Source organism: Exiguobacterium acetylicum, from assembly GCF_019890935.1.
In the GTDB taxonomy this organism is placed as follows: Bacteria; Bacillota; Bacilli; order Exiguobacteriales; family Exiguobacteriaceae; genus Exiguobacterium_A; species Exiguobacterium_A abrahamii.
Map to the genome: position 1 here is coordinate 399,884 of NZ_CP082333.1, position 20,657 is coordinate 420,540.

Sequence of the window (20,657 nt, forward strand, 5' to 3'; positions counted from 1 at the left end):
AACCGGGTTCGTCTTCTAGATGAACCCGGTTTTGTCATGACGTATACTAAGGGCAGATGATAAGGAGGTAGAGCATGCAACACTTCAAACAACTGACTTCACGGATTTGGTATCAGACACCGGTCAGCGAGACGGACCGCCCGATTCTCGCCGTCGTGCGTGGAGAAAAGCATCAATTGATGATCGATGCGGGAAACTCGTCAGCTCATGCAGCACTATTCTTAGAAGAAATGAAGACACACAATCTTGGATCACCTGACTTATTGGCATTGACCCACTGGCACTGGGATCATATTTTTGGCATGAAACATCTTAGTCTGCCGTCGATCGCGACTAAGCAAACGATTACGCATATGAAGGAGATGCAACCCTACGCTTGGACGGATGAAGCATTACAAGAACGAATGGATCAAGGCATCGAGATTCCATTTTGTGCGGACGCGATCAAGCTTGAGTATGGTGCGACGCGCGATATCGAAGTCGTCTTACCGACAATCGGCTTTGAAGGACAACTGGATCTTGATTTGGGCGGCGTGCAGTGCCAATTGATTGAAGTTGACAATGATCATTCTCCAGGAAGCCTACTCGTCTACATCCCGGAAGAACGTGTTGTGTTCTTGGGTGACGCGATGTATGCTGATATCTTTTCGCCGAAATGGAATTATACGGTCGAACGGACGACGCATTTATTAGCGGCGCTCGATCCTCTAGAGGTCGACTATTATATCTGGTCGCATGGAGAAGCGATGCCGAAGTCAGAATTTGAAAAAGAGGTTCAGATATTGCGTCGAGCCATTCACGTAACGGAAGCGACCGGAGGACGACTGAAGGATATGCGGACCTTATATGCAGAAGAGACAGGACGGTCGTTGACAGAAGATGAGACCGAAACATTGATTTATTTCGCAAATGGAACGAAATGACAGATCATAACAAGGAATAGGATGGTGGATGTCGAAATAAATGTAGTACTACAAGCTTATTAAAGGGAGCGGTACTGTATGACGAAGCCAAGATTCGAACGGGATGAAACCGTCGATCGCGTCTTTTTTGGGAAGGCAGGTATCTTCTCATTTATAATCATCGTCGGAGGCATTCTCTATCTACTATATGATCTATATCTACAATGACCGGGACGGATGCGTTCCGGTTTTTTGAATTCAGGGGAGTGCACAAAAACCAGATATTGGGTAATAACTTGCGTGAGGCTGTTCGATGAAGGTGAGAGGAGATGTCGGATGAAACGAATTCAAATTGCGGATTTCGATCGACGCATGCCATCGATTGAGCTGGTCGAAAAGGACGATCACTATGAAGCGATGCTTGTTCCGAGTTATGACCATACGTATCCTTCGACACAAATCCGGACGATCCGCTTAGCGGATATCTCCGTCAATCTGATTGTGACTCCGCAAGAAACACTGCTTGTTTCTGCGCTTTTTCATAAACCGGTTCAAGTGACGGATATTGTGTCCTGGATGCAGCTGTATACGATTAGTTTTGCCCAGTCGGATGAGACTGGTTATTTCGTCGAACAAGCAGATGAAATTTTAGAAGTCGTCTTGTATCAGAAACATCCGATCGTCATCGCGACACGTGGTCAGGATCGATTGTATTACGATACGACGGGAGCGATCGAGGTCCGACGGGCGATGAATGAATCAGTCGGCGAGCGTCCGTTGCTTTATTTGAATGGGGAAGCCTGGTACGGTGTGCCACGTCTGACGTTTAATCGCATGAAGGATGAGTTACATGTCAACGGCACATTTTTATATGCGGACTATATGGATGCACACCATGGAAAAATCGGTTTCTTTCGCGAGAATGATCCGTCTCAACCGATCGTCTTGTTGGTCGGGCAAGCCATCGTCGAAATCGAACTGACCGAGAATCCGGATGGTTCACGTGTCTTGATCTTGGAACAACCATACGATGAAGCATGAAAGTGCACAAAAACCGTTCAGCAGATGAACGGTTTTTGTGTGAGACCGTGAAATCCCTTACAAAATATGCGAAGATAGTAAAGAGACAGACCAAAGGGGTTGAGGGGGACATGGCGAAAGAAACACCGCGTAATTCTAAATGGATGCGTTCCTATAATCGAGCACTCGTCTTGCGACTGATCCGGATGCATCAACCGATTTCGCGGGTCGAGTTAGCACAACGGACGAACTTGACGAAGCCGACGGTATCAAACATCGTCAGTGAATTGATTGCAGAACAACTCGTGACGGAGCGAGAGCTTGGGGTATCGAACGGGGGACGAAAACCGATCATGCTCGAACTCGTTGCAACAGAGCAATACGTCATCGGTATCGATGCAACAAGCCATCAGTTCATCGGGGTCGTTGCGGATTTAAGTGGCAATACGATTCATGAGTCCGAAGCCGTGGGACGCTTTGAGACGAATGAAGAACTGATTGAAGCCATCGGTCGCTTATGCGAGACCTTGATTGCACAGACACAAGGACGGGGAACGATTCACGGTATCGGCATCTCCGTCCACGGGATGGTGAATCCGGAGACAGGTGTCATTCTTTTTGCTCCACGTTTCCATTTGCATGACGTTGAACTGAAGGTACAACTCGAAGCACGCTTTGACTATCCTGTTTTCATCGAAAATGATGTCCGGGCACTCGCTTCGTTTGAGTTGTTGTTCGGTGAAGGTGTCGGGGTTGAACAATTCTTCTATCTCTATGCTGGGGAAGGCATCGGGGGTGCTTATGTGCTCGACGGACAGCTTGTCGACGGACAACATCATATTACGGGAGAGGTCGGGCATATGCGCCTTGATCTCGATGGTCCGATTTGCTCGTGTGGGAACCGAGGATGTCTTGAAGCGTTGGCAGGCGAAAAAGCATTGTTACGGGATTATGCTGTCGTTGATCCACAAGTCTCGACGCTTACTGATTTGCGCAAGCGATTGAACGAGAGAGACGAGCAGGCGGTTCGTGCGTATGAACGGGCAGGGGAATATATCGGAATCGGTGTCTTGAATACGATTCATCTCTTGAATCCACGCCGGATCTTACTTGGGGGACCGATGTTCGAGCTCGCACCTACGATCGTTGATCAAATCAAGGAACGGGTCGAGCACACGGCGTTGACCGCTGCTTCACGTGAAACCGATGTCAAGATGGTCCCGTGGGGTGAAAAACAGGGAGCGCTCAGTGCTGCTGCCCTTGCAACGAACAGTTTATTTCAAACGATTTAATAAGCCGATTCTATGTCTTGCGAACCAGCAGGAGATGGAATCGGTTTTGTTATTCAAAAATAATTTAATGAAACCGTTTACAAACCAAAAAGTGATATGCTATAGTCGATGTAAAGTTAGATAATAAATTTAATTTACTAAGTTCATGGTCAACTAAGTGGAGGTGGATGCAGGTTAGCAGGGGCTAATCAAGCTGAAGCAGGAAAGGGAGGCATCGCGCAATGGAACCACACGATCCATGGGTTTCGTACCGTGAAGCTTTCGGGCGTTACGGAGCAATCCGCGGTTTTTATTTTCATCGGTCGACGCAACAGATGACAGAACAGGGTCCAGGCGATGTCCCGACAGACGAGCAGGATATCGTGCTCGTCCGACCACGACGTGACGGTGTGTTTCAATTCCGGATGTCATCGGTACAAGGGGTCCTGACGATCCGTTCATCCGAGCTACACATTCGAAAAAATGAGAGCGGATACATTGAATTACGCGCACTCATGCAACACATGCGCTCTGCCGGTTGTTTGACGCTCGGTGGGGAGTTATATCTCTTCGTCCGACCGGATGTTGATACGCTGGCGTATCGTCTTCGATTGATTGCCCGCGTATTGATTCAGCTACAGGGAATGCCGATTCAGACGAAGGTGATCGAAGAATGGTGCAAACAAGCACAAATTGAAGGGGAACACGCTAGACGATACGCTTGACTACTTACACATAAAAGGGGAGCTCTTACATGAAATTCAAAAAAACGAAACTCGTTGCTGCAGCATCTGTCCTGACATTATCCGCATTCCTTGCTGCTTGTGGTGGAGAAGACGAGCAACAAACGAAAACGAAAGACGGTAAGACGATCGTCACATGGTGGGGCTGGGCGCCACAACCTGAAGCGGGGAAAGCAGTCGTTGATGCGTTCAACGAATCGCAAGACAAATACGTCGTTCAATTCAAACGCTACAGTGAAGACTATGAAAAACAATTACAAGTCGCGATGTTGTCAGGTAAGGGTCCAGACATCATCGGTCTAAAAGAACCGATGATCCAACAGTACAAGGATCGTGTCGTACCGGTTGATTCGTACATGGATAAAGCAGCCGGCAAAGGCTGGAAAGATAAGTTCGTCGAGCTTGGAATCGAACAGACGACACTCGACGGTAAACAATACGCGGTCCCAATCGGTTTCACAGGTCAAGCGTACTTGATGTACAACAAGACGATGCTCGACAAATACGGCGTGACACCACCGAAGAACTATAAAGAAACAGTCAGCGCAGTCAAGAAGATCAAAGACTCAGGCGATAAAGTCATCCCACTCATGCTCGGAGCAAAAGATGCGTGGATCGATATCGACGTCTACAACGTCCTCAGTCACCAAGTGGCGCCAGGTTACATCCAAAAAGTTCTTTCGGGTGAAGCGAAGTGGACAGACGACGAGATGGTTAAAACAGCACAAATCTGGCAAGACCTCTTCAAGGATAAAGTCTTCCAAGAAGGTGCACTTGGTCTAGCGACATACAATGACGGGATGAACCAGTTCTTCGATAAAAAAGCAGCGATGTGGGTCATCGGTTCATGGGAAGCACACTCGATGACGACGAAAGAGAAAAAAGAAAAATGGAAAATCGATGATGAGCTCGGATTCGTTCCACTCCCGAACTTAGCAGGCGGAACAGAGCAACCCGTCATCGCATCGATCGACATGGCACTTGGTGTCAACAAAGAGTCAAAACAACAAGAAGGTGCAGCGGAGTTCATCGCCTTCATGAGCCAAGGAAAAGGACAAGAAGTCTACATGGGTGAGTTCGAGATGGCACCTGGCATCAAGGACGTCAAAGTCGATTCAGATGCTGCCTTCACATCGGAAGGTGAAAAAGAGTCGTACAAGATGTTGAACGACACATTAGCAAAAGCGGTTGCTAGCCGTGGTATCCGGGATACGAAATTAAACGATATCCTCGGTAAGGAACTTCAAAACATCGCGACAGGACAAGATCCGAAAGAAGCATTACAACGCGTTCAAGACGCAGCGGATCAATCAGCGAAATAAGACTCGACAGTGAAGTGGTACGCCTGCGTGCCACTTCCTGATTTTTGGACTTGAGGAAAGTGGGGAATCCATATGCAGACAGAGCGACAGGAATTGCCGATTAAACCAAAAGCAGAACCGCTCCAGCCGGTAGCGACACGTACGCCTGCGCCAAAGAAGAAAAAGAACATGAAGCGGAACATGGTCGGATGGGCGTTCGTTGCCCCGATCGTCTTGTTCGTCGTCAGCTTCATCTATTATGGGATCTTCTATAACGCCTATAACTCGTTCTTCTCGTGGGACGGAATCTCGTTTGACAAAGCGTTCGTCGGACTCGACAACTATGCTGAGATGTTCCAAGATCCAGACTTCTATCTCTCGCTGAAGAATACGTTCATCTTCACGATTTTAACAGTCACGATCCAAGCCGGTATCGGTCTTGTCTTGGCGTACTTCCTGCATACACCGGGACCATTGCGGACGGCGATGAAGTCAGTCTTCTTCTTCCCGGTCGTCTTGAGCCCTGTCGTACTCGGTGCGGCATTCTCACAAATCTATGATTTCCAGTTTGGTTACATCAATGAGTTCCTCCGTGCGATTGGTCTCGGTAGCCTCGAACAGAACTGGCTCGGTGACCCGGATATCGCGCTTTATTCCGTCATTGCGATCAACATCTTCCAGTGGACGGGTTCTTCAATGGTCATGTACTACATGGCGATGTTGACGATTGAGAAGGAAATCTTCGAAGCAGCAAAAATCGATGGAGCCGGATTCTTCCGGACGCTATGGAGCATCGTCTTCCCGAACTTGAAAGGAACGACGTTCACACTTTCGATCCTCGGTGTCATCGGTGGTCTGAAGACATTCGATTTAGTCTGGATCACGACAGCCGGCGGACCGGGATCGTCGACGGAGTTCATTTCGACTTATCTATTCCGGAAATCGATGTTGCAACAGGAAGTCGGTTACTCGAGTGCTGTTGCCATCATCCTGTTGACGATTGCCTTGCTCATCACGTACTTCCAATTGCGCGTACAAAAGAAAATGGATAACTAAGGAGGAACGACCCATGGATGTAGAATCTAAAAAAAGCCGCTGGATGATCAACCTTGTATTGGTGCTGGCATCAATCGTCTGGTTATTCCCGATTTTCGTCATGTTCAAAGAGAGTCTCCGAATCAATGGATTCGACAACTATATCGCGACATTACAAAACCCGAACTTCCCAACTTTCGTCTTCAACAGTTTCTTCGTTGCCTTCTTCATGATCATCATCTCGATCACGATTCTGGCATTCGCGGCGTTTGCCTTCTCGAAACTTGAGTTTGCTGGAAAACGTCTGTTGTTCAATATGGTCTTAGCGGGTCTGATGTTACCCGTCGCTTCGATGATCGTGCCATTGTTCTTCACGCTCCGTTCGTTTGACGGACTGAACAATCACTGGGGACTGATTGGAGCGGAAGTTGCGTTCTTCTTACCATTCGGTCTGATGCTCATCAAAGGATACTTTGATGAACTACCGAACGAACTGATGGAAGCGGCGTATATCGATGGGGCGACGATTCTTGAAGTCTTCTTCAAAGTCATGCTACCACTCGCAAAACCAGCGCTCGCAACAGCTTTAATCTATGCGTTCCTTAACTCATGGAACGAATACTTGATGGTTCTTACGTTCATGACGGATCCTGCCTATCAGACAGTGACGATGGCACCAAGTTTCTTCAAGGATGCGCTCGGTGGGGACCCAGGAAAAATCTATGCGTCACTTGTTTTAATCAGTTTACCAACGATGATCTTCTATATCTTCTTCCAACGTTTCTTCCAAAAAGGAATGACGGCGGGTGCAGTAAAATAATTGTTTTTGCGTAAGGGGGAGCACAATGTATTTAGGAGTCGATTATTATCCAGAACAAACACCACGAGCACTATGGGAGGAAGACTTCCGACTGATGAAGGAACTTGGCGTCAACGTCGTTCGTCTCGCGGAATTCGCTTGGTCGATGATGGAGCCGGAAGAAGGCGTCTATGACTTCAGCTTTTGGGATGACGTCATTGAACGCTTGAGTGCGGAAGGATTCGATATCGTACTCGGGACACCAACTGCGACACCACCGGCTTGGTTATGTACGAAGTATCCAGAAATCTTACCGGTCGATGAGAACGGTGTGACGATCAGCTTTGGTGCCCGTCGCCATTATACGGTCCACAGCGAAACGTACCAGCGTCTATCCGTCAAGATCACGGAAGAGATGGCGAAACGATACGGTCAACATCCTCGTGTCGTCGGGTGGCAAACGGATAATGAATACGGGCATGAGAAGTCGGATCGTTCTTACGGCGATGTCGACCGCGCTGCTTTTCAGCGTTGGCTAGCGAACCGTTACGGAACGCTCGATGCCTTGAACGAAGCGTGGGGAACCGTCTTCTGGAGTCAGACGTACACGGCGTGGGAGCAAATCCCGGTACCGCGTAAAGTCTATCAGGAGCACAACCCATCCTTGCTCGTCGACTTCGATCGCTTCTGTGCCGACGGCTATACGTACTATAACAAATTACAAGTTGATGTCTTACGTCGCTACATTCCAGAGGACGTCTTCATCACGCACAATCTGGTCTACAGTGACATGGCGGTCAATCAGCAACAAATGGCGCAAGACCTCGATTACGTGGCGTTCGATAACTACCCGGTCTGGGGTGGACTACCGGAGCCGAACCGGTTCGAGAAGATGGCGAGTGATCACGATCTGTGCCGCTCTTCGAAGCAAGGAAAAGGGTTCTGGGTCATGGAACAGTTGAGTGGCGCACAAGGCTGGAGCAAAATCGGTTACTTGCCACGACCAGGACACATTCGCCTCTGGACGTACCAAGCGGTCGCGCGGGGAGCAGAAGCAATCGTCTACTTCCGCTTCCGGGCTGCTCATTTCGGAACAGAGGAGTTCTGTCACGGCATCATCGATCATGATGGCAAACCGAAACGGAAATTCGAAGAAGTCAAACAGATCATGACGGAACTGAATACGTATGGTGATGAGATCAACGCGAGCCGTTACGACGCGAAAGTCGGTGTCTATTTTGATCAAGAAAACGTCTGGGCGTGGACACACCAGCCACACAGTGATGCGTTTGATTTCCGGACGGAGTTCGTTCGCTTCTATGGTGGAGCGGTTCGTCAACAAGTCGCAACCGACATCGTCTTCCCGGGTGATGATCTCTCTCGTTATAAACTGATCATCGTTCCGCTCTATTTCTTAACGAATCCAACGTTCGATGATGCCTTGATCGCGTACATGGAACAAGGCGGTCACGTCATCTTCACGTACCGAACAGGCGTCAAGGATGCACGGAACCATGTCGTACCGACGACGTTACCAGGTAAGTTCGCGCCGTATGCGGGCATCGAGATCGACGAATACGAGTCACTCCAATCCGTTCAGCAACATCAGGTGGCAGGCATCGGCGAGATGGCAGGACAATCTTCAACAGCCCGCCTCTGGTGTGATCTCATTACACCAACGACAGCAGAGACGCTCGCTGTCTATAAAGATACGTTCTACGAGGGTGTAGCGGCTGTGACGCGCAATGCCTATAAAGGAATGATTACCTACATCGGCTCATCGATTGATGACGCGATGATTGATACGATTTACCGTCAAGCGTTCACTGAGGCCGGCATCGAGATGATCGAGGCGCCGGATCAAGTCGAAATCGTGCGTCGTCACGGCGAAAAACGTGATTTCCTCTTCTTGATGAACCATGACACGAAAGAAACGCGGGACGTCACGTTAGACGGAACATACCAAGCATTGACAAAAGATGAGACATATCGTGGAACGGTCCAGCTCGCACCACTTGAGACACTGATTCTGACGACGTAAGGAGGAAGAGAACCATGGCAATCTTTGAAGTAGCAGGACGTCGTTTCGTCATCGAAGGGAAACGGGTCGCTCACGTCGTCACGATCGGTGCGAACGGTAAGCTGATTCACACCTATTTCGGTTCCAAGTTACCATACCGGGATGATTATGAAGCTTTACCGAGTCCGATCGTCGCACACAGTTCATTTGAATCACCAGATGGCGTCGCGACGTACGATTTCGTACCATTTGGCGAGATGTTGTACACGGAGCCAACTTTGAAATCGGAACGAGAGGACGGACAGCGGATTCACCAGTTCCAGTTTGAACGCTCCGAGCAGACAGAAACGAAATTGACGCTCTGGCTGTTTGATCCCTTGCAGGAGATGCGAGTCGGAGTTCAGTACGAAGTGTTCGCCGATTACGACATCATCGGTCGTTCGATTGTCGTCGAAAACACAGGCCGATTACCTGTTCGTTTGACAGCAGCCCAGTCCTTTGCGATGGGACGATGGCATCAACCGAATTTAAAACTGCATCACTTCGCTGGGATGTGGACAGGGGAGTTCAAGAAACAGATCACACCGGTGACACCAGGGCGCCAGACGATTGAAAGTCGACGTGGAGTGACAAGTCACCAAGCGAATCCTTGGTTCGCACTCGAACAGGATGCGACAGAAGACAGCGGTGAAGTCGTCTACGGACATTTTGCTTATTCCGGCAACTGGGCGATTCACGTCGAACAAGATGCGTTCGGTTTTGTCCAACTATCAGGTGGCATGAATCCGTTTGACTTCAGTTGGAAACTATCACATCAACAACAGTTGACGACACCAACGTTCTACATCGGCTATGCGGACGGTTTCGCGGATATGAGCGCCCATGCGCACGCGTTCCAGCGTGACGTCATCATGCCACGTGCGACCGATCGTCCTGTTCTTTATAACTCATGGGAAGCGACGTATTTCGATGTCACGGAATCTGGTCAACGTGAACTCGTTGATCTGGCAGCAGGAATCGGTTGTGAGCTGTTCGTCGTCGATGACGGTTGGTTCGGTGAACGCCATTCCGATCAAGCGGGACTCGGGGACTGGCACGTTAATCGGGAAAAATTCCCGAACGGTCTAGAGCCTTTGATCTCATATGTGAAACAACAAGGGTTACAATTCGGTCTTTGGGTCGAACCGGAGATGGTCAATCCGGATTCTGATCTATACCGGTCGCATCCAGACTGGATTTACCATGCGCGCGATGCAGTCCGGACGACATCTCGGAATCAATACGTCTTAAACCTTGGATTACCAGAAGTCGAGCAATTCATTCTCGAGATGATGGATGATTTGCTGACGCGTCATGCGATCGATTACATCAAATGGGATATGAACCGTGCCTTCTCGGAACCAGGCGTTCCAAAAGACCAGACGGATCGACAGCAAGAACTATGGAAACGTCACGTCGATGCATTGTACCGGATCTTTGACGAATTACGTCGCTTGCATCCGACGGTCGACTTCGAAGCCTGTGCCGGTGGTGGCGGACGGATCGACCTTGGAATCCTCTCACGGACGGAACAAGTCTGGACGAGTGATAACACCGATCCACTCGATCGCTTACAAATTCAGCATGACTTCTCGTATGCCTATAATGCGAAAATGATGAGTTGCTGGGTGACGGACGGACCGAACTGGTTAAATGGACGCAACGTACCGCTTGCAACACGCTTCGTCTCCTCGATGCAAGGCACACTCGGCATTGGTGGTAACTTAAGCGAATGGTCAACGAATGAACTTGCGGAAGCAAAAGGTTGGATCGAGACATATCAAGCGATTCGTCCGACGATTCAACGCGGTATCCAGTATCGCTTATCTGCTTTTACACAACAGACGCCAAGCGTCATGCAGTATACATCAGAAGAAGAAACGATCCTACTTGCGATCGCGCCACTTCGACAATACGGAACACATCAGTATCACTTCAAGCTAAAAGGACTCGACCCAGCAATGCGTTATCAAGTCGAGGACCGGACGTTAAGCGGCGCTTATTTGATGCAACAAGGCTTGACATTCTCATACACGACGGACTATGAAGCCCGCTGCTTGCGGATTCAGCCAGTCCACCGTGCGCTCTCACTACTCGAATCAAAGGAGACGATCGTATGACAGACCAGACGTTAGAAGAACAATTTGAACAGCGGTTTGGCTCACCGTCGACGCATCGCTTCTTTGCACCAGGACGGATCAACTTAATCGGTGAACATACGGATTACAATGGCGGTCACGTCTTTCCATGTGCGTTGACGTTCGGTACGCATGCGATCGCACGAAAACGAGACGATCAACGCTTCCGCTTCTACTCACTGAATTTCGAGCAAGACGGCATCATCGAAGTCGCGCTCGACGAACTTGCGTATGATGCGAAGCATGGTTGGGCGAACTATGCGAAGGGTATGATTACAGTCTTACAGGAAGCAGGGTACCGCATCGACTCAGGATGTGACATCCTGATTCAAGGTGACATCCCGAATGGAGCTGGTCTTTCATCATCGGCTTCGCTTGAACTCGTCATCGGTGTCTTGCTCGATCGATTATACGGATTAGAGATTCCACGTCTTGATCTCGTCCGGTTCGGTCAACAAGTCGAAAACCGTTATATTGGCGTCAACAGTGGTATCATGGATCAGTTTGCGATCGGTATGGGAAAAGCGGGAGCGGGATTGTTGCTTGATTGTGAGACGCTCGATTATACGTATGCCCCACTCGATTTGACGGGGTATACGATCATCATCATGAATACGAACAAACGCCGTGAACTGGCGGATTCGAAATACAATGAACGCCGGGCGGAATGTGAGACAGCACTCGCTTACCTCAATCAGTTCACGCCACGGGAAGCACTCGGACAATGGACGACGTCAGAATTCGCAAAAGTCGCATGGGAAGACGAACGTTTGATGCGTCGCGCACGCCATGCGATTTCAGAGAATGAACGAACGCTTCAGGCACTAGCAGCACTCGAAGCGGGAGAACTGAAAACATTCGGTCAGTTGATGAATGCGTCACACGTCTCGTTACGGGAAGATTATGAAGTGACAGGGATTGAACTTGATACACTCGTCGAAGCGGCTTGGGAACAACCGGGCGTGCTCGGCGCAAGGATGACAGGTGCTGGTTTTGGTGGCTGTGCGATTGCGATCGTTGAAGACGAGGCAGTCGACGCCTTCAAACAAGCTGTCGGCGAACATTATGAAGCACGGATCGGATACCCGGCGACGTTCTATACGGCGACGGTCGGTGACGGAGCACGTGAAATCGAACGGGAGGTCATCTAAATGGCAACGTTAGTCGTAGGTGGAGCTGGTTATATCGGCTCCCATGCCGTCTATCAATTGATTGATGCCGGAAAGGATGTCGTCGTCATCGACCATCTGCAATCCGGACACCGTGAAGCGGTTCATCCGCAAGCGCGTCTATATGAAGGAGACATACGCGATCGTGCTTTTCTCGATCGCGTCTTTACGGAAGAGACGATTGAACAAGTCGTTCATTTCGCTGCTTTTTCACTCGTCGGCGAGTCGATGACGGAACCATTACTTTACTTTGATAACAACGTTTACGGGACACAAGTGTTGCTTGAAGCGATGATCGCGCACGACATCAAACAGATCGTCTTCTCTTCGACGGCAGCGACATACGGTGAACAGGAACAGATGCCGATTCTCGAGACAGCGGAAACGCGTCCGACGAATGCATATGGCGAGACGAAGTTGATGATGGAGAAGATGATGCGATGGTCTGAACAAGCGTATGGTTTACGTTACGTCGCGTTACGTTACTTCAATGTCGCCGGTGCACGAGCAACAGGTGAGATCGGAGAAGACCATACACCAGAAACACATTTGATTCCGCTCGTCCTTGAAGTCGCCAACCGACAACGGGCAGAAATTTCGATCTATGGCGATGATTATCCAACGCCGGATGGCACGTGCATTCGTGATTACATCCATGTTGAAGACTTGATCGATGCTCATGTACGAGCACTCAATTATTTAGCGGACGGCAACGACAGCACAGTCTTTAACCTCGGTTCAAGCCAAGGGTTTTCCGTGCGAGAAATCATCGAAGCAGCCCGCCGCGTAACGGGACATCCGATTCCGGAACGCATCATTGAACGTCGTGCAGGGGATCCGAGTATCTTGATCGCCGGATCCGCCAAAGCAAAGGAAGTTCTCGGCTGGACACCACAACGCACCGACATCGACACGATCATCCGTGATGCTTGGAATTGGCATGCGCACAATCCAGAAGGGTACCGGACGAGCGTTCGTTAAAGAGAGACAGAATGAGGAGAGTGACGGCGATGAATGAACTCATCCAACAGTTAGTAGCGCAAGCAATCCAGGAACGCTTGATTGAACCGGAAGATGCGATCTACGCCCGGAACCGGATTCTAGCGCGGGTCGGTCAAGTCGATTTTGAAGAACAGGCAGACGTACCATCTCGCCCAATTCCCGATATTTTGGATGACATGATTGAAGTGTTGATCGTAAGTGGACAGTTGCCGGCGCGTCTTGAAGACAAAGAGCAGTTCGCAGCAGATGTGATGGATATCTTCGTCGCCCGTCCGTCTGACATGACAGCGACGTTCCGTCGTCTGTACGCTGAATCACCGGTAGCGGCGACGGATTACTTTTATCAGCTCAGTCAAGCGAGTAATTACATCCAAACGAAACGGATCGCTAAGAATAAACGTTATCAAGCGGATACGGCTTACGGGACGATCGATGTCACGATCAACCTATCGAAGCCGGAAAAAGATCCACGTGAAATCGCAGCAGCTCGGACGGAGGCACCGACGACATCGAACTATCCAACCTGTCTGTTGTGCGTCGAAAACGTCGGTTACGCGGGGCGTGCGAATCATCCAGCCCGTGCGAATCACCGAATCGTTCCACTGACACTGCTGGAAGAACCGTGGGCATTACAATACTCACCGTACGTTTATTACAACGAACATAGCATCATCTTGTCAGAGGAACATCGTGACATGGTCATCAATCGAGATGCCTTTGCACGTCTACTCGCTTTCGTCGAGCAGTTCCCACATTACTTTGCTGGTTCGAATGCGGACCTGCCGATCGTCGGCGGATCGATTCTGACGCATGATCATTATCAGGGCGGTCGCTATACGTTTGCGATGGACCGGGCAAACGCTTTAACATCCTTTACGTTCCCGGATCAGCCGACAGTCACTGGCGAAACCTTACACTGGCCACTGAGTGTGTTGCGTCTGAAGAGTGAAGATGCGTCGGCACTACTCGATGCTGCGACGACCGTCTATGAGACGTGGTTGACGTATACGGATGAGAGTCAAGAGATCCGTTCACATACTGGTGAGACGCGACACAATACAGTGACGCCGATCGCCCGTCAACGTGATGGACAATTCGAGCTCGATCTCGTCTTACGGAACAACCGGACGTCAGCAGAACATCCGGACGGTATTTTCCATACGCATGCCGATATTCACCACATCAAGCGAGAAAATATCGGTTTGATCGAAGTGATGGGACTGGCAGTCTTACCGGCACGCCTGCTTCAAGAGTTGCAACAGGTCGAGCAGTTCATCACAGGTGAAGTCGACGAAGTAGCTGTCGCGCATGCTGACTGGGCGCAAGAACTAAAACAAGCGTATGACGGTCAAGATGTCACGACATACGTCGAGCAAGCGGTTGCTGCGAAATTCGTACGTGGTCTTGAGGACTGTGGTGTCTTTAAACAGACGGAAGAAGGTCAGGCGGCGTTCGGGCGATTCGTTCAACTCGTGACGCGCCAACCGGTGGAGGAACAACGATGACGCAACTACTTGAGAAAGAGTTGATCCGACATACGTTACGCCAGGAAGGCATCGAAGTGACACTCTGGAACTACGGCGGCATCATCCAAGATATCCGGACGACCGATCGGGATGGTCATTTAGAAAGTGTCGTTTTAGGTCTTGAGACGGTGAACGATTATCAACAGCACTCGCCTTACTTCGGGGCAATCGTCGGACGCGTCGCTGGTCGAATCGGACAGGCACTCTTCGAAGTAGCGGGACAGGTCTATCCGCTTGTCGCAAACGACGGTGCGAATCATCTGCATGGTGGAATTCACGGATTCGATCAAGCATGGTTCGATGTCATTGAAGCGACGGATACGTTGTTCCATTTGCGCTTGAACAGTCCGGATGGAGAAGAAGGGTATCCGGGAACGGTCACACTCGACGTGTATTATCGATTAGAGGGAACAACACTGACGCTTGAGATGACGGCCGTGACGGATCAGACGACACCACTCAATCTGACGAATCATACGTACTTCAACTTATCGGGGAATGCGAAGCGGGATGTGTTAGATCACGTTTTGACGTTACCAAGCGACTGCTACTTACCGGTCCAGCCAGACGGCTTACCGACAGGGGAACAACGGGATGTCTCCGGAACCCCGTTTGATTTCCGTAACGGTCAGTCGATTCGTGACGGGATTGCGCTGGAGCATCCCGAGACGATTGCTGTTGGAAACGGCTATGATCATCCCTTCGTATTGCGGGATGACACACTTCGACTTGAAGATCCGGTGTCCGGTCGTTTCGTCGACGTGACAACGAATCAGCCGGCGGTCGTGCTCTATACGGGAACGCAACTGCTGACCGATTATACGATTCATGGTGTTCCGGCTCGACCATCACTTGGTTTATGCCTTGAAGCACAAGTCCATCCGAATGCAGTCCATGAATCTGATTTTCCATCAATCTTGTTGTCACCCGGTGAAACCTATCACTGGAAAACAGCTTATCGCTTTGGTGTAGTTTCTTGAAAAAAGCCCCACTTTCCATGTCTGGTTGGACAGGAAAGTGGGGCTTTTTGTGTATAGAAGGAAATCGGGAAGAAAAGTGCGAAAGATGATACTAAAGCATAATGAAAGGAGGGCTTTTCATGCAGTATGCCGCTACTCCTTGTCTCGTTTTTGCGGGACAAGCCAAGCCGGCGATCGTGTACTACGAAAACGTATTTGCGATGACACGTCGTCGTATCATAATGGATGAAGCAGGAGATACCGTCTACCACGCACATTTATCCAATGGTGCGTTTGAATTGATGCTCTGGGATGAGAGTGACGCACCGAATACCTCTTCTTCGCTCCATCTATTGTTGACTTTTACGTCGCTTGAAGAGCTCGAACAAGTGTATCTGCGATTAACGACAGACGGTCAAATCGTTACACCCCTTGCGGTAGCAGACTTTGGAGGTTGGTATGCGCAAGTCCGCGATCCGTTCGGGATTCTGTTCGCTCTATCTTTCAGCGAAGAGGGACGAGAATCAGAGGCGTTGCTCGAGCGCGAGTAGTGTCCGCTTCATATTCAGACCGCCATGATACCCGAGCAGATCGCCTTTTTTGCCAATGATCCGGTGACATGGGATCGCAAGCAGTAATCGATTTTTCCCAATTGCCGTGCCAATCGCGCGAGTCGCGTTCGGCCGGAAGAGACGTTCCGCGATATCGGAGTAGGTGGCGGTTTGACCGTACGGTACCGCGCGTAAAGCATTCCAGACTTCAAGTTGAAACGGGGTACCGACTGGTGCGATTGGAAAGGATAGTGTCGTCGACTGCTGATTTAGATAAGCCAGTAGCTGCTCCGTATACGGAGCAAGCGCGGTATCAGAAGCAATCCGATCGGCTCGCGGGAAGTGTTTCCGCGACCAGTCGTCGAATAACTCCTCCGGTTCATCCCAAGCGCCGACATAACAGAGACCATCTGCTGTAGCGGCGACCGGAAACGTATGCGTATTCCAGTGCAAACGAGTGAAGTACAGTTCCATGACATGTTTTCCTTTCTACACGAAATGAAGTGATGAATCGAAAAGCGGTGCTTCTGACGCAGAGGCACCGCTTTTGGATTACGCACGCGAACCGACCTGTTGACGTGGTGGAAGATGGATCGATTGACCAAATAAGGCTTCCATCGATTCCGTCAAAGCTTCGCTTCGACTCGGATGTGCCATGACAGGGAAGAGGAGATCCTCCCGTTTTGCTGTCAGTTCCAGTGCTTGGGTGAATTGTCCGACGAGACGATGGGCATCGTCCCCAATCATGTGAATACCAAGGATCAGTGATGTTTGCTCATCAGCGATGACCTTGACGAATCCACTACCACCCTCGATCGTCGTCGCTCCGTTTGCATTCAGCGGGAACTGTCCGCTCTGAACAGCATGTCCGGCTTCGACCGCTTCTTGTTCCGTCATCCCAACCGAAGCAATCGGTGGGAAGGTCCGTAGAACCGTCGGATAATACGGTGTCGTCGGATCGACGTCTTGACCAGACAAGTGAGCTGCCGTTCGCTTCGCTTCATGAATCGCACGGATGGCGAGCTGTGGACCTGGTGTCACATCACCGATTGCGTAAATATGCGGTTGATTCGTTCGTCCAGTTGCGTCAACTGGAATCGTCCCGTCTTCTGCAAGCGTCACACCAATCCGTTCGAGACCGAGTGTCAAACTGTTCGGGATCCGGGAAAGAGACTGGAACAGATAGGCACCCTGATAGGCGACTTCTTCTCCGTTTTTCATGACGGTGACGGTCGCGTCCGATGAAGCCTCGATACGTGTCACGACATCCGACACGAGACGGATTTTTTGTTTTTTGAATGTCCGCTTCAGTTCCTTTTCAAGGCTTGGTTCGAGTGACAATTGATCCGCAAACAACGTCACCTCTGTCCCAAGTGCATGGAAACAGGCGGCCGCTTCGAGTGCTAGCGTGTCAGATCCAATGATCAATAAGCTCTCTGGTAGTTGCTCGAGTTGATAAAGTTGTTCGGCATTCAAACGGCACGATTCCTCGTGCTGGATGCTGTGACTACCGGTCGCAATGATGACGTCCTGGAACCGGTACGTATCGAACTGATGTCCCGACTCGACGCCGATTCGGTCCTCTGACAGGAAGGAGGCTGCACCAGAGATATGCTCAATCTGGTTCGCCTGACAGAGGGCGACCACCCCTTGACGTAATTGCTGCACGACACGGTTTCGGTAAGCATTCAGTTTGCTGAAGTCATGGACAGCAGAAGTGGTGAATCCAAGGTCTTCAAGATGTGGCAAGCGTAACATCTCTTCTGCCGCATGCGCATAGACCTTGGACGGGATACAGCCTCGGTTCAGACAAAGTCCACCGAGTTCAGCTTGTTCAATCAATGTAACGTTTCGACCGCCTTGTGCGGCGCGAATCGCTGCCGTGTAACCTGCGGGACCTCCACCGATGATCAGGAGATCCCGTTCTTGTGTAAGTTCGCCAACAACCATGTTAGATCAACTCCAAAAGTAGGGTAGTCGGATGTTCAATCAGTGACACGAATCGGTTCGTAAAGGCAACAGCCGTTGCCCCGTCTGCGACACGATGATCGAACGACATCGACAAATTCATCATCGAGCGAACGACGATTTGATCATTCTCATCGACACAGGCTCGTTTTTTCGTCTTATGGAAGGCAATCAGGGCTGTCTCCGGATAGTTGATGATCGGTGTTGCTCCCGTACTGCCGAGCGGACCGACATTACTCATCGTAAAAGTGCTTGGTTTTAAGTCCGCTGCGCGCAAGCCACCGTTTTGAGCACGTTGTTGCAGCGCAACCAATTGTTCATGTAGTTCCGTCAGTGAAAGCTGATCGGCATGACGGATGACCGGAACCATCAACCCGTCCGGTGTTTCCGTTGCCATGCCAAAATGGAAATCCTGCTCTAATCGAATACATGCATTTGTTTCATCGAGCTTGGCATGAAAGACAGGATACTCTTTTAAAGCAACAATCAAGGCTTTGATGAAGAAGACGTTGACGTTGATGTTTCGTCCAGCTGTTTTCCATTCGGCACGTAGTGAAAGCAAACGCGTCATATCGACTTCCTCGAAGTGAGTGACATGAGGAATCGTGTAAAGTGACTGGGTCATCTTTTTCGCGATTTGCTTGCGAATGCCGCGAAACGGAATCGTTTCCGGTAAGGTGTCTTGGTACGTGACCTCTTCAATGATCGGCGTAGCTGTCTCTTGTGGGGTAGTAGCAACCTGGACGAAGCGAAGCACGTCGTCCTCCGAGACGCGACCCGATGGATCGGAAGCCGTGACAGCTTCGATATCAATCCCGTGATCACGAGCGATTTTTCGTGTATATGGTGTCGCAAGGACCCGTTTTGCTGGAGAAACTTGAACAGGTGGGGCAGTGACAGCAACCGATGCTGGTTCAGGAGCGGACGACGCTTCAGGTGTTACCGCGACCGGCATGTCGGAAGCGTTACTTGCTTCGATATGCAATAATGTCGTACCGACTTGCACCGTCTGACCGACCGGAATGATGATTTCCTTGACGATTCCGGAGACAGGAGCCGGTAGTTCGGCGACCATCTTATCGGTCGCAACCTCGACGACCGGTTGATCCGTCGTGACATGGTCTCCGACTTGGACGAGGTAATGGGCGATTTCACCTTCTGTCATTCCTTCACCGACATCATGTAATTTAACTTCGATCATGGCATTCAGCTCCTTAAAACTCGACCGTACGCTGAATCGTCGCAAGGACACGTTCTGGCGTCGGAATGTAATGGTCTTCGAGGGCGAACAGCGGAACCGGAACATCAAAACCGGTCACGCGGGCAATCGGTGCCCGTAAATAAAGAAATGCCGTATCGTTGATCAATGTCACGAGATCATTACCGAGACCACCCATTGCTGCGGCTTCATGAACGATGACGGCACGACCCGTCTTTTGAACGGAAGCAGCAATCGTTTCCCGGTCAAGCGGATAAAGCGTCCGTAAATCGAGGACTTCGCAAGAAATCCCGCGTTCCTGAGCAGCCGTTGCTGCCTTTTGGGCTACTTGAACCATTGCTCCCCAGGCGATCAACGTCACGTCCGTCCCTTCACTGACGCAGCGCGCTTTTCCGATTTCAACGGTATACGATTCGCTCGGTACGACTTCCTTAAATGAGCGGTAACTGCGCATCGACTCAAGGAACAACACGGGATCCGGATCTTCAATCGCAGCAATCAATAACCCTTTTGCATCGTATGGCGTCGCCGGACAGACGACCTTGAGACCAGGCATCGATGTAAAGAGTGCTTCCGTGCTGTCGGAATGGATTTCCGGTGCCCGGATGCCGGCACCATAAGGCGCACGAATGACCATCGGCACACTGTACCGTCCCATCGTCCGCATCCGGATCCGGGAGACGTGCGTCATGATTTGTTCATAGGCAGGGTAGATGAAGCCAAGAAATTGAATTTCGACGATCGGTTTAAAGCCATTGATGGCAAGACCGATCGACGTACCGACGATGCCGGCTTCACTGAGCGGTGTATCGACGATCCGGTCTTCCCCGAACTCTTCCTGTAAGCCGTCCGTCGCTCGGAAGACACCACCGTTTTTTCCGACGTCTTCTCCAAGGACGAGTGTCGTCTCATCCTCCGACAATTTTGTCCGCAGGGCATCCGTGACAGCTTGAACGAGTGTCATCTCTGTTTGACGATTGATTGGTGTTGCCATC

Annotated in this window: 19 protein-coding genes; 15 read left to right on the top strand and 4 right to left on the bottom strand. The window is 50.3% G+C overall.

Annotated elements, in window-relative coordinates:
• Positions 1-74 precede the first annotated feature (74 nt).
• From K7G97_RS02160 to K7G97_RS02225, 15 genes are all read left to right on the top strand, one after another.
• Positions 75-923 (top strand): MBL fold metallo-hydrolase, encoded by an 849-nt coding sequence (locus tag K7G97_RS02160; RefSeq protein WP_223041266.1) that lies wholly within the window; start codon positions 75-77, stop codon positions 921-923.
• Between the two features lie 78 nt (positions 924-1,001).
• Positions 1,002-1,130, top strand: a complete 129-nt coding sequence (locus tag K7G97_RS17440) for a hypothetical protein (RefSeq protein WP_262415782.1) — start codon at positions 1,002-1,004, stop codon at positions 1,128-1,130.
• Between the two features lie 108 nt (positions 1,131-1,238).
• Positions 1,239-1,943 (top strand): hypothetical protein, encoded by a 705-nt coding sequence (locus K7G97_RS02165; RefSeq protein WP_023466965.1) that lies wholly within the window; start codon positions 1,239-1,241, stop codon positions 1,941-1,943.
• 110 nt (positions 1,944-2,053) lie between these two features.
• The gene (locus tag K7G97_RS02170; protein WP_223041267.1) at positions 2,054-3,214 is read left to right on the top strand and encodes an ROK family transcriptional regulator; all 1,161 of its coding nucleotides are present in this window, start codon (positions 2,054-2,056) and stop codon (positions 3,212-3,214) included.
• A 221-nt stretch (positions 3,215-3,435) separates the two neighbouring features.
• Positions 3,436-3,918 (top strand): hypothetical protein, encoded by a 483-nt coding sequence (locus K7G97_RS02175; RefSeq protein ID WP_055970124.1) that lies wholly within the window; start codon positions 3,436-3,438, stop codon positions 3,916-3,918.
• 29 nt (positions 3,919-3,947) lie between these two features.
• Positions 3,948-5,258 (top strand): ABC transporter substrate-binding protein, encoded by a 1,311-nt coding sequence (locus K7G97_RS02180; RefSeq protein WP_050678942.1) that lies wholly within the window; start codon positions 3,948-3,950, stop codon positions 5,256-5,258.
• Positions 5,259-5,330: 72 nt separating this feature from the next.
• Positions 5,331-6,293: a carbohydrate ABC transporter permease gene (locus K7G97_RS02185; RefSeq protein WP_023466969.1), complete on the top strand. Its 963-nt coding sequence runs from the start codon at positions 5,331-5,333 to the stop codon at positions 6,291-6,293.
• A gap of 13 nt (positions 6,294-6,306) precedes the next feature.
• On the top strand, positions 6,307-7,092 hold the full coding sequence (locus K7G97_RS02190) for a carbohydrate ABC transporter permease (protein ID WP_023466970.1): 786 nt from the start codon (positions 6,307-6,309) through the stop codon (positions 7,090-7,092).
• Between the two features lie 25 nt (positions 7,093-7,117).
• The gene (locus K7G97_RS02195; RefSeq protein ID WP_223041268.1) at positions 7,118-9,112 is read left to right on the top strand and encodes a beta-galactosidase; all 1,995 of its coding nucleotides are present in this window, start codon (positions 7,118-7,120) and stop codon (positions 9,110-9,112) included.
• A gap of 14 nt (positions 9,113-9,126) precedes the next feature.
• Positions 9,127-11,250 (top strand): alpha-galactosidase, encoded by a 2,124-nt coding sequence (locus K7G97_RS02200; RefSeq protein WP_223041269.1) that lies wholly within the window; start codon positions 9,127-9,129, stop codon positions 11,248-11,250.
• Positions 11,247-12,419 (top strand): galactokinase, encoded by a 1,173-nt coding sequence (locus tag K7G97_RS02205; protein ID WP_223041270.1) that lies wholly within the window; start codon positions 11,247-11,249, stop codon positions 12,417-12,419. The genes K7G97_RS02200 and K7G97_RS02205 overlap by 4 nt, the downstream gene beginning before the upstream one ends.
• Complete coding sequence (gene galE, locus K7G97_RS02210; protein ID WP_223041271.1) at positions 12,420-13,418, top strand: UDP-glucose 4-epimerase GalE; 999 nt, start codon at positions 12,420-12,422, stop codon at positions 13,416-13,418.
• A 29-nt stretch (positions 13,419-13,447) separates the two neighbouring features.
• On the top strand, positions 13,448-14,944 hold the full coding sequence (locus K7G97_RS02215; RefSeq protein WP_223041272.1) for a UDP-glucose--hexose-1-phosphate uridylyltransferase: 1,497 nt from the start codon (positions 13,448-13,450) through the stop codon (positions 14,942-14,944).
• A complete protein-coding gene (locus K7G97_RS02220) occupies positions 14,941-15,945 on the top strand; it encodes an aldose epimerase family protein (RefSeq protein ID WP_223041273.1) in 1,005 nt (334 codons plus the stop codon). Before K7G97_RS02215 ends, K7G97_RS02220 begins: the two co-directional genes overlap by 4 nt.
• 119 nt (positions 15,946-16,064) lie before the next feature.
• The gene (locus K7G97_RS02225; RefSeq protein ID WP_223041274.1) at positions 16,065-16,475 is read left to right on the top strand and encodes a VOC family protein; all 411 of its coding nucleotides are present in this window, start codon (positions 16,065-16,067) and stop codon (positions 16,473-16,475) included.
• Here K7G97_RS02225 and K7G97_RS02230 read toward each other — a convergent pair.
• From K7G97_RS02230 to K7G97_RS02245, 4 genes are all read right to left on the bottom strand, one after another.
• Positions 16,449-16,949: a methylated-DNA--[protein]-cysteine S-methyltransferase gene (locus K7G97_RS02230; RefSeq protein ID WP_195865751.1), complete on the bottom strand. Its 501-nt coding sequence runs from the start codon at positions 16,947-16,949 to the stop codon at positions 16,449-16,451. The genes K7G97_RS02225 and K7G97_RS02230 overlap by 27 nt on opposite strands.
• A gap of 78 nt (positions 16,950-17,027) precedes the next feature.
• Positions 17,028-18,425, bottom strand: coding sequence for a dihydrolipoyl dehydrogenase family protein (locus K7G97_RS02235; RefSeq protein WP_223041275.1), 1,398 nt, complete (start codon positions 18,423-18,425; stop codon positions 17,028-17,030).
• A 1-nt stretch (position 18,426) separates the two neighbouring features.
• Positions 18,427-19,644 carry a dihydrolipoamide acetyltransferase family protein gene (locus K7G97_RS02240; protein ID WP_223041276.1) on the bottom strand — a complete coding sequence of 406 codons (1,218 nt, stop codon included), beginning with the start codon at positions 19,642-19,644 and terminating at the stop codon, positions 18,427-18,429.
• A gap of 13 nt (positions 19,645-19,657) precedes the next feature.
• The gene (locus K7G97_RS02245; protein ID WP_058265564.1) at positions 19,658-20,656 is read right to left on the bottom strand and encodes an alpha-ketoacid dehydrogenase subunit beta; all 999 of its coding nucleotides are present in this window, start codon (positions 20,654-20,656) and stop codon (positions 19,658-19,660) included.
• Position 20,657 lies beyond the last annotated feature (1 nt).

Coding starts and splice junctions, on each gene's coding strand:
- K7G97_RS02160 (WP_223041266.1), top strand. CDS start 75: ATGCAACACTTCAAACAACTGACTTCACGGATTTGGTATCAGACACCG.
- K7G97_RS17440 (WP_262415782.1), top strand. CDS start 1,002: ATGACGAAGCCAAGATTCGAACGGGATGAAACCGTCGATCGCGTCTTT.
- K7G97_RS02165 (WP_023466965.1), top strand. CDS start 1,239: ATGAAACGAATTCAAATTGCGGATTTCGATCGACGCATGCCATCGATT.
- K7G97_RS02170 (WP_223041267.1), top strand. CDS start 2,054: ATGGCGAAAGAAACACCGCGTAATTCTAAATGGATGCGTTCCTATAAT.
- K7G97_RS02175 (WP_055970124.1), top strand. CDS start 3,436: ATGGAACCACACGATCCATGGGTTTCGTACCGTGAAGCTTTCGGGCGT.
- K7G97_RS02180 (WP_050678942.1), top strand. CDS start 3,948: ATGAAATTCAAAAAAACGAAACTCGTTGCTGCAGCATCTGTCCTGACA.
- K7G97_RS02185 (WP_023466969.1), top strand. CDS start 5,331: ATGCAGACAGAGCGACAGGAATTGCCGATTAAACCAAAAGCAGAACCG.
- K7G97_RS02190 (WP_023466970.1), top strand. CDS start 6,307: ATGGATGTAGAATCTAAAAAAAGCCGCTGGATGATCAACCTTGTATTG.
- K7G97_RS02195 (WP_223041268.1), top strand. CDS start 7,118: ATGTATTTAGGAGTCGATTATTATCCAGAACAAACACCACGAGCACTA.
- K7G97_RS02200 (WP_223041269.1), top strand. CDS start 9,127: ATGGCAATCTTTGAAGTAGCAGGACGTCGTTTCGTCATCGAAGGGAAA.
- K7G97_RS02205 (WP_223041270.1), top strand. CDS start 11,247: ATGACAGACCAGACGTTAGAAGAACAATTTGAACAGCGGTTTGGCTCA.
- galE (WP_223041271.1), top strand. CDS start 12,420: ATGGCAACGTTAGTCGTAGGTGGAGCTGGTTATATCGGCTCCCATGCC.
- K7G97_RS02215 (WP_223041272.1), top strand. CDS start 13,448: ATGAATGAACTCATCCAACAGTTAGTAGCGCAAGCAATCCAGGAACGC.
- K7G97_RS02220 (WP_223041273.1), top strand. CDS start 14,941: ATGACGCAACTACTTGAGAAAGAGTTGATCCGACATACGTTACGCCAG.
- K7G97_RS02225 (WP_223041274.1), top strand. CDS start 16,065: ATGCAGTATGCCGCTACTCCTTGTCTCGTTTTTGCGGGACAAGCCAAG.
- K7G97_RS02230 (WP_195865751.1), bottom strand. CDS start 16,949: ATGGAACTGTACTTCACTCGTTTGCACTGGAATACGCATACGTTTCCG.
- K7G97_RS02235 (WP_223041275.1), bottom strand. CDS start 18,425: ATGGTTGTTGGCGAACTTACACAAGAACGGGATCTCCTGATCATCGGT.
- K7G97_RS02240 (WP_223041276.1), bottom strand. CDS start 19,644: ATGATCGAAGTTAAATTACATGATGTCGGTGAAGGAATGACAGAAGGT.
- K7G97_RS02245 (WP_058265564.1), bottom strand. CDS start 20,656: ATGGCAACACCAATCAATCGTCAAACAGAGATGACACTCGTTCAAGCT.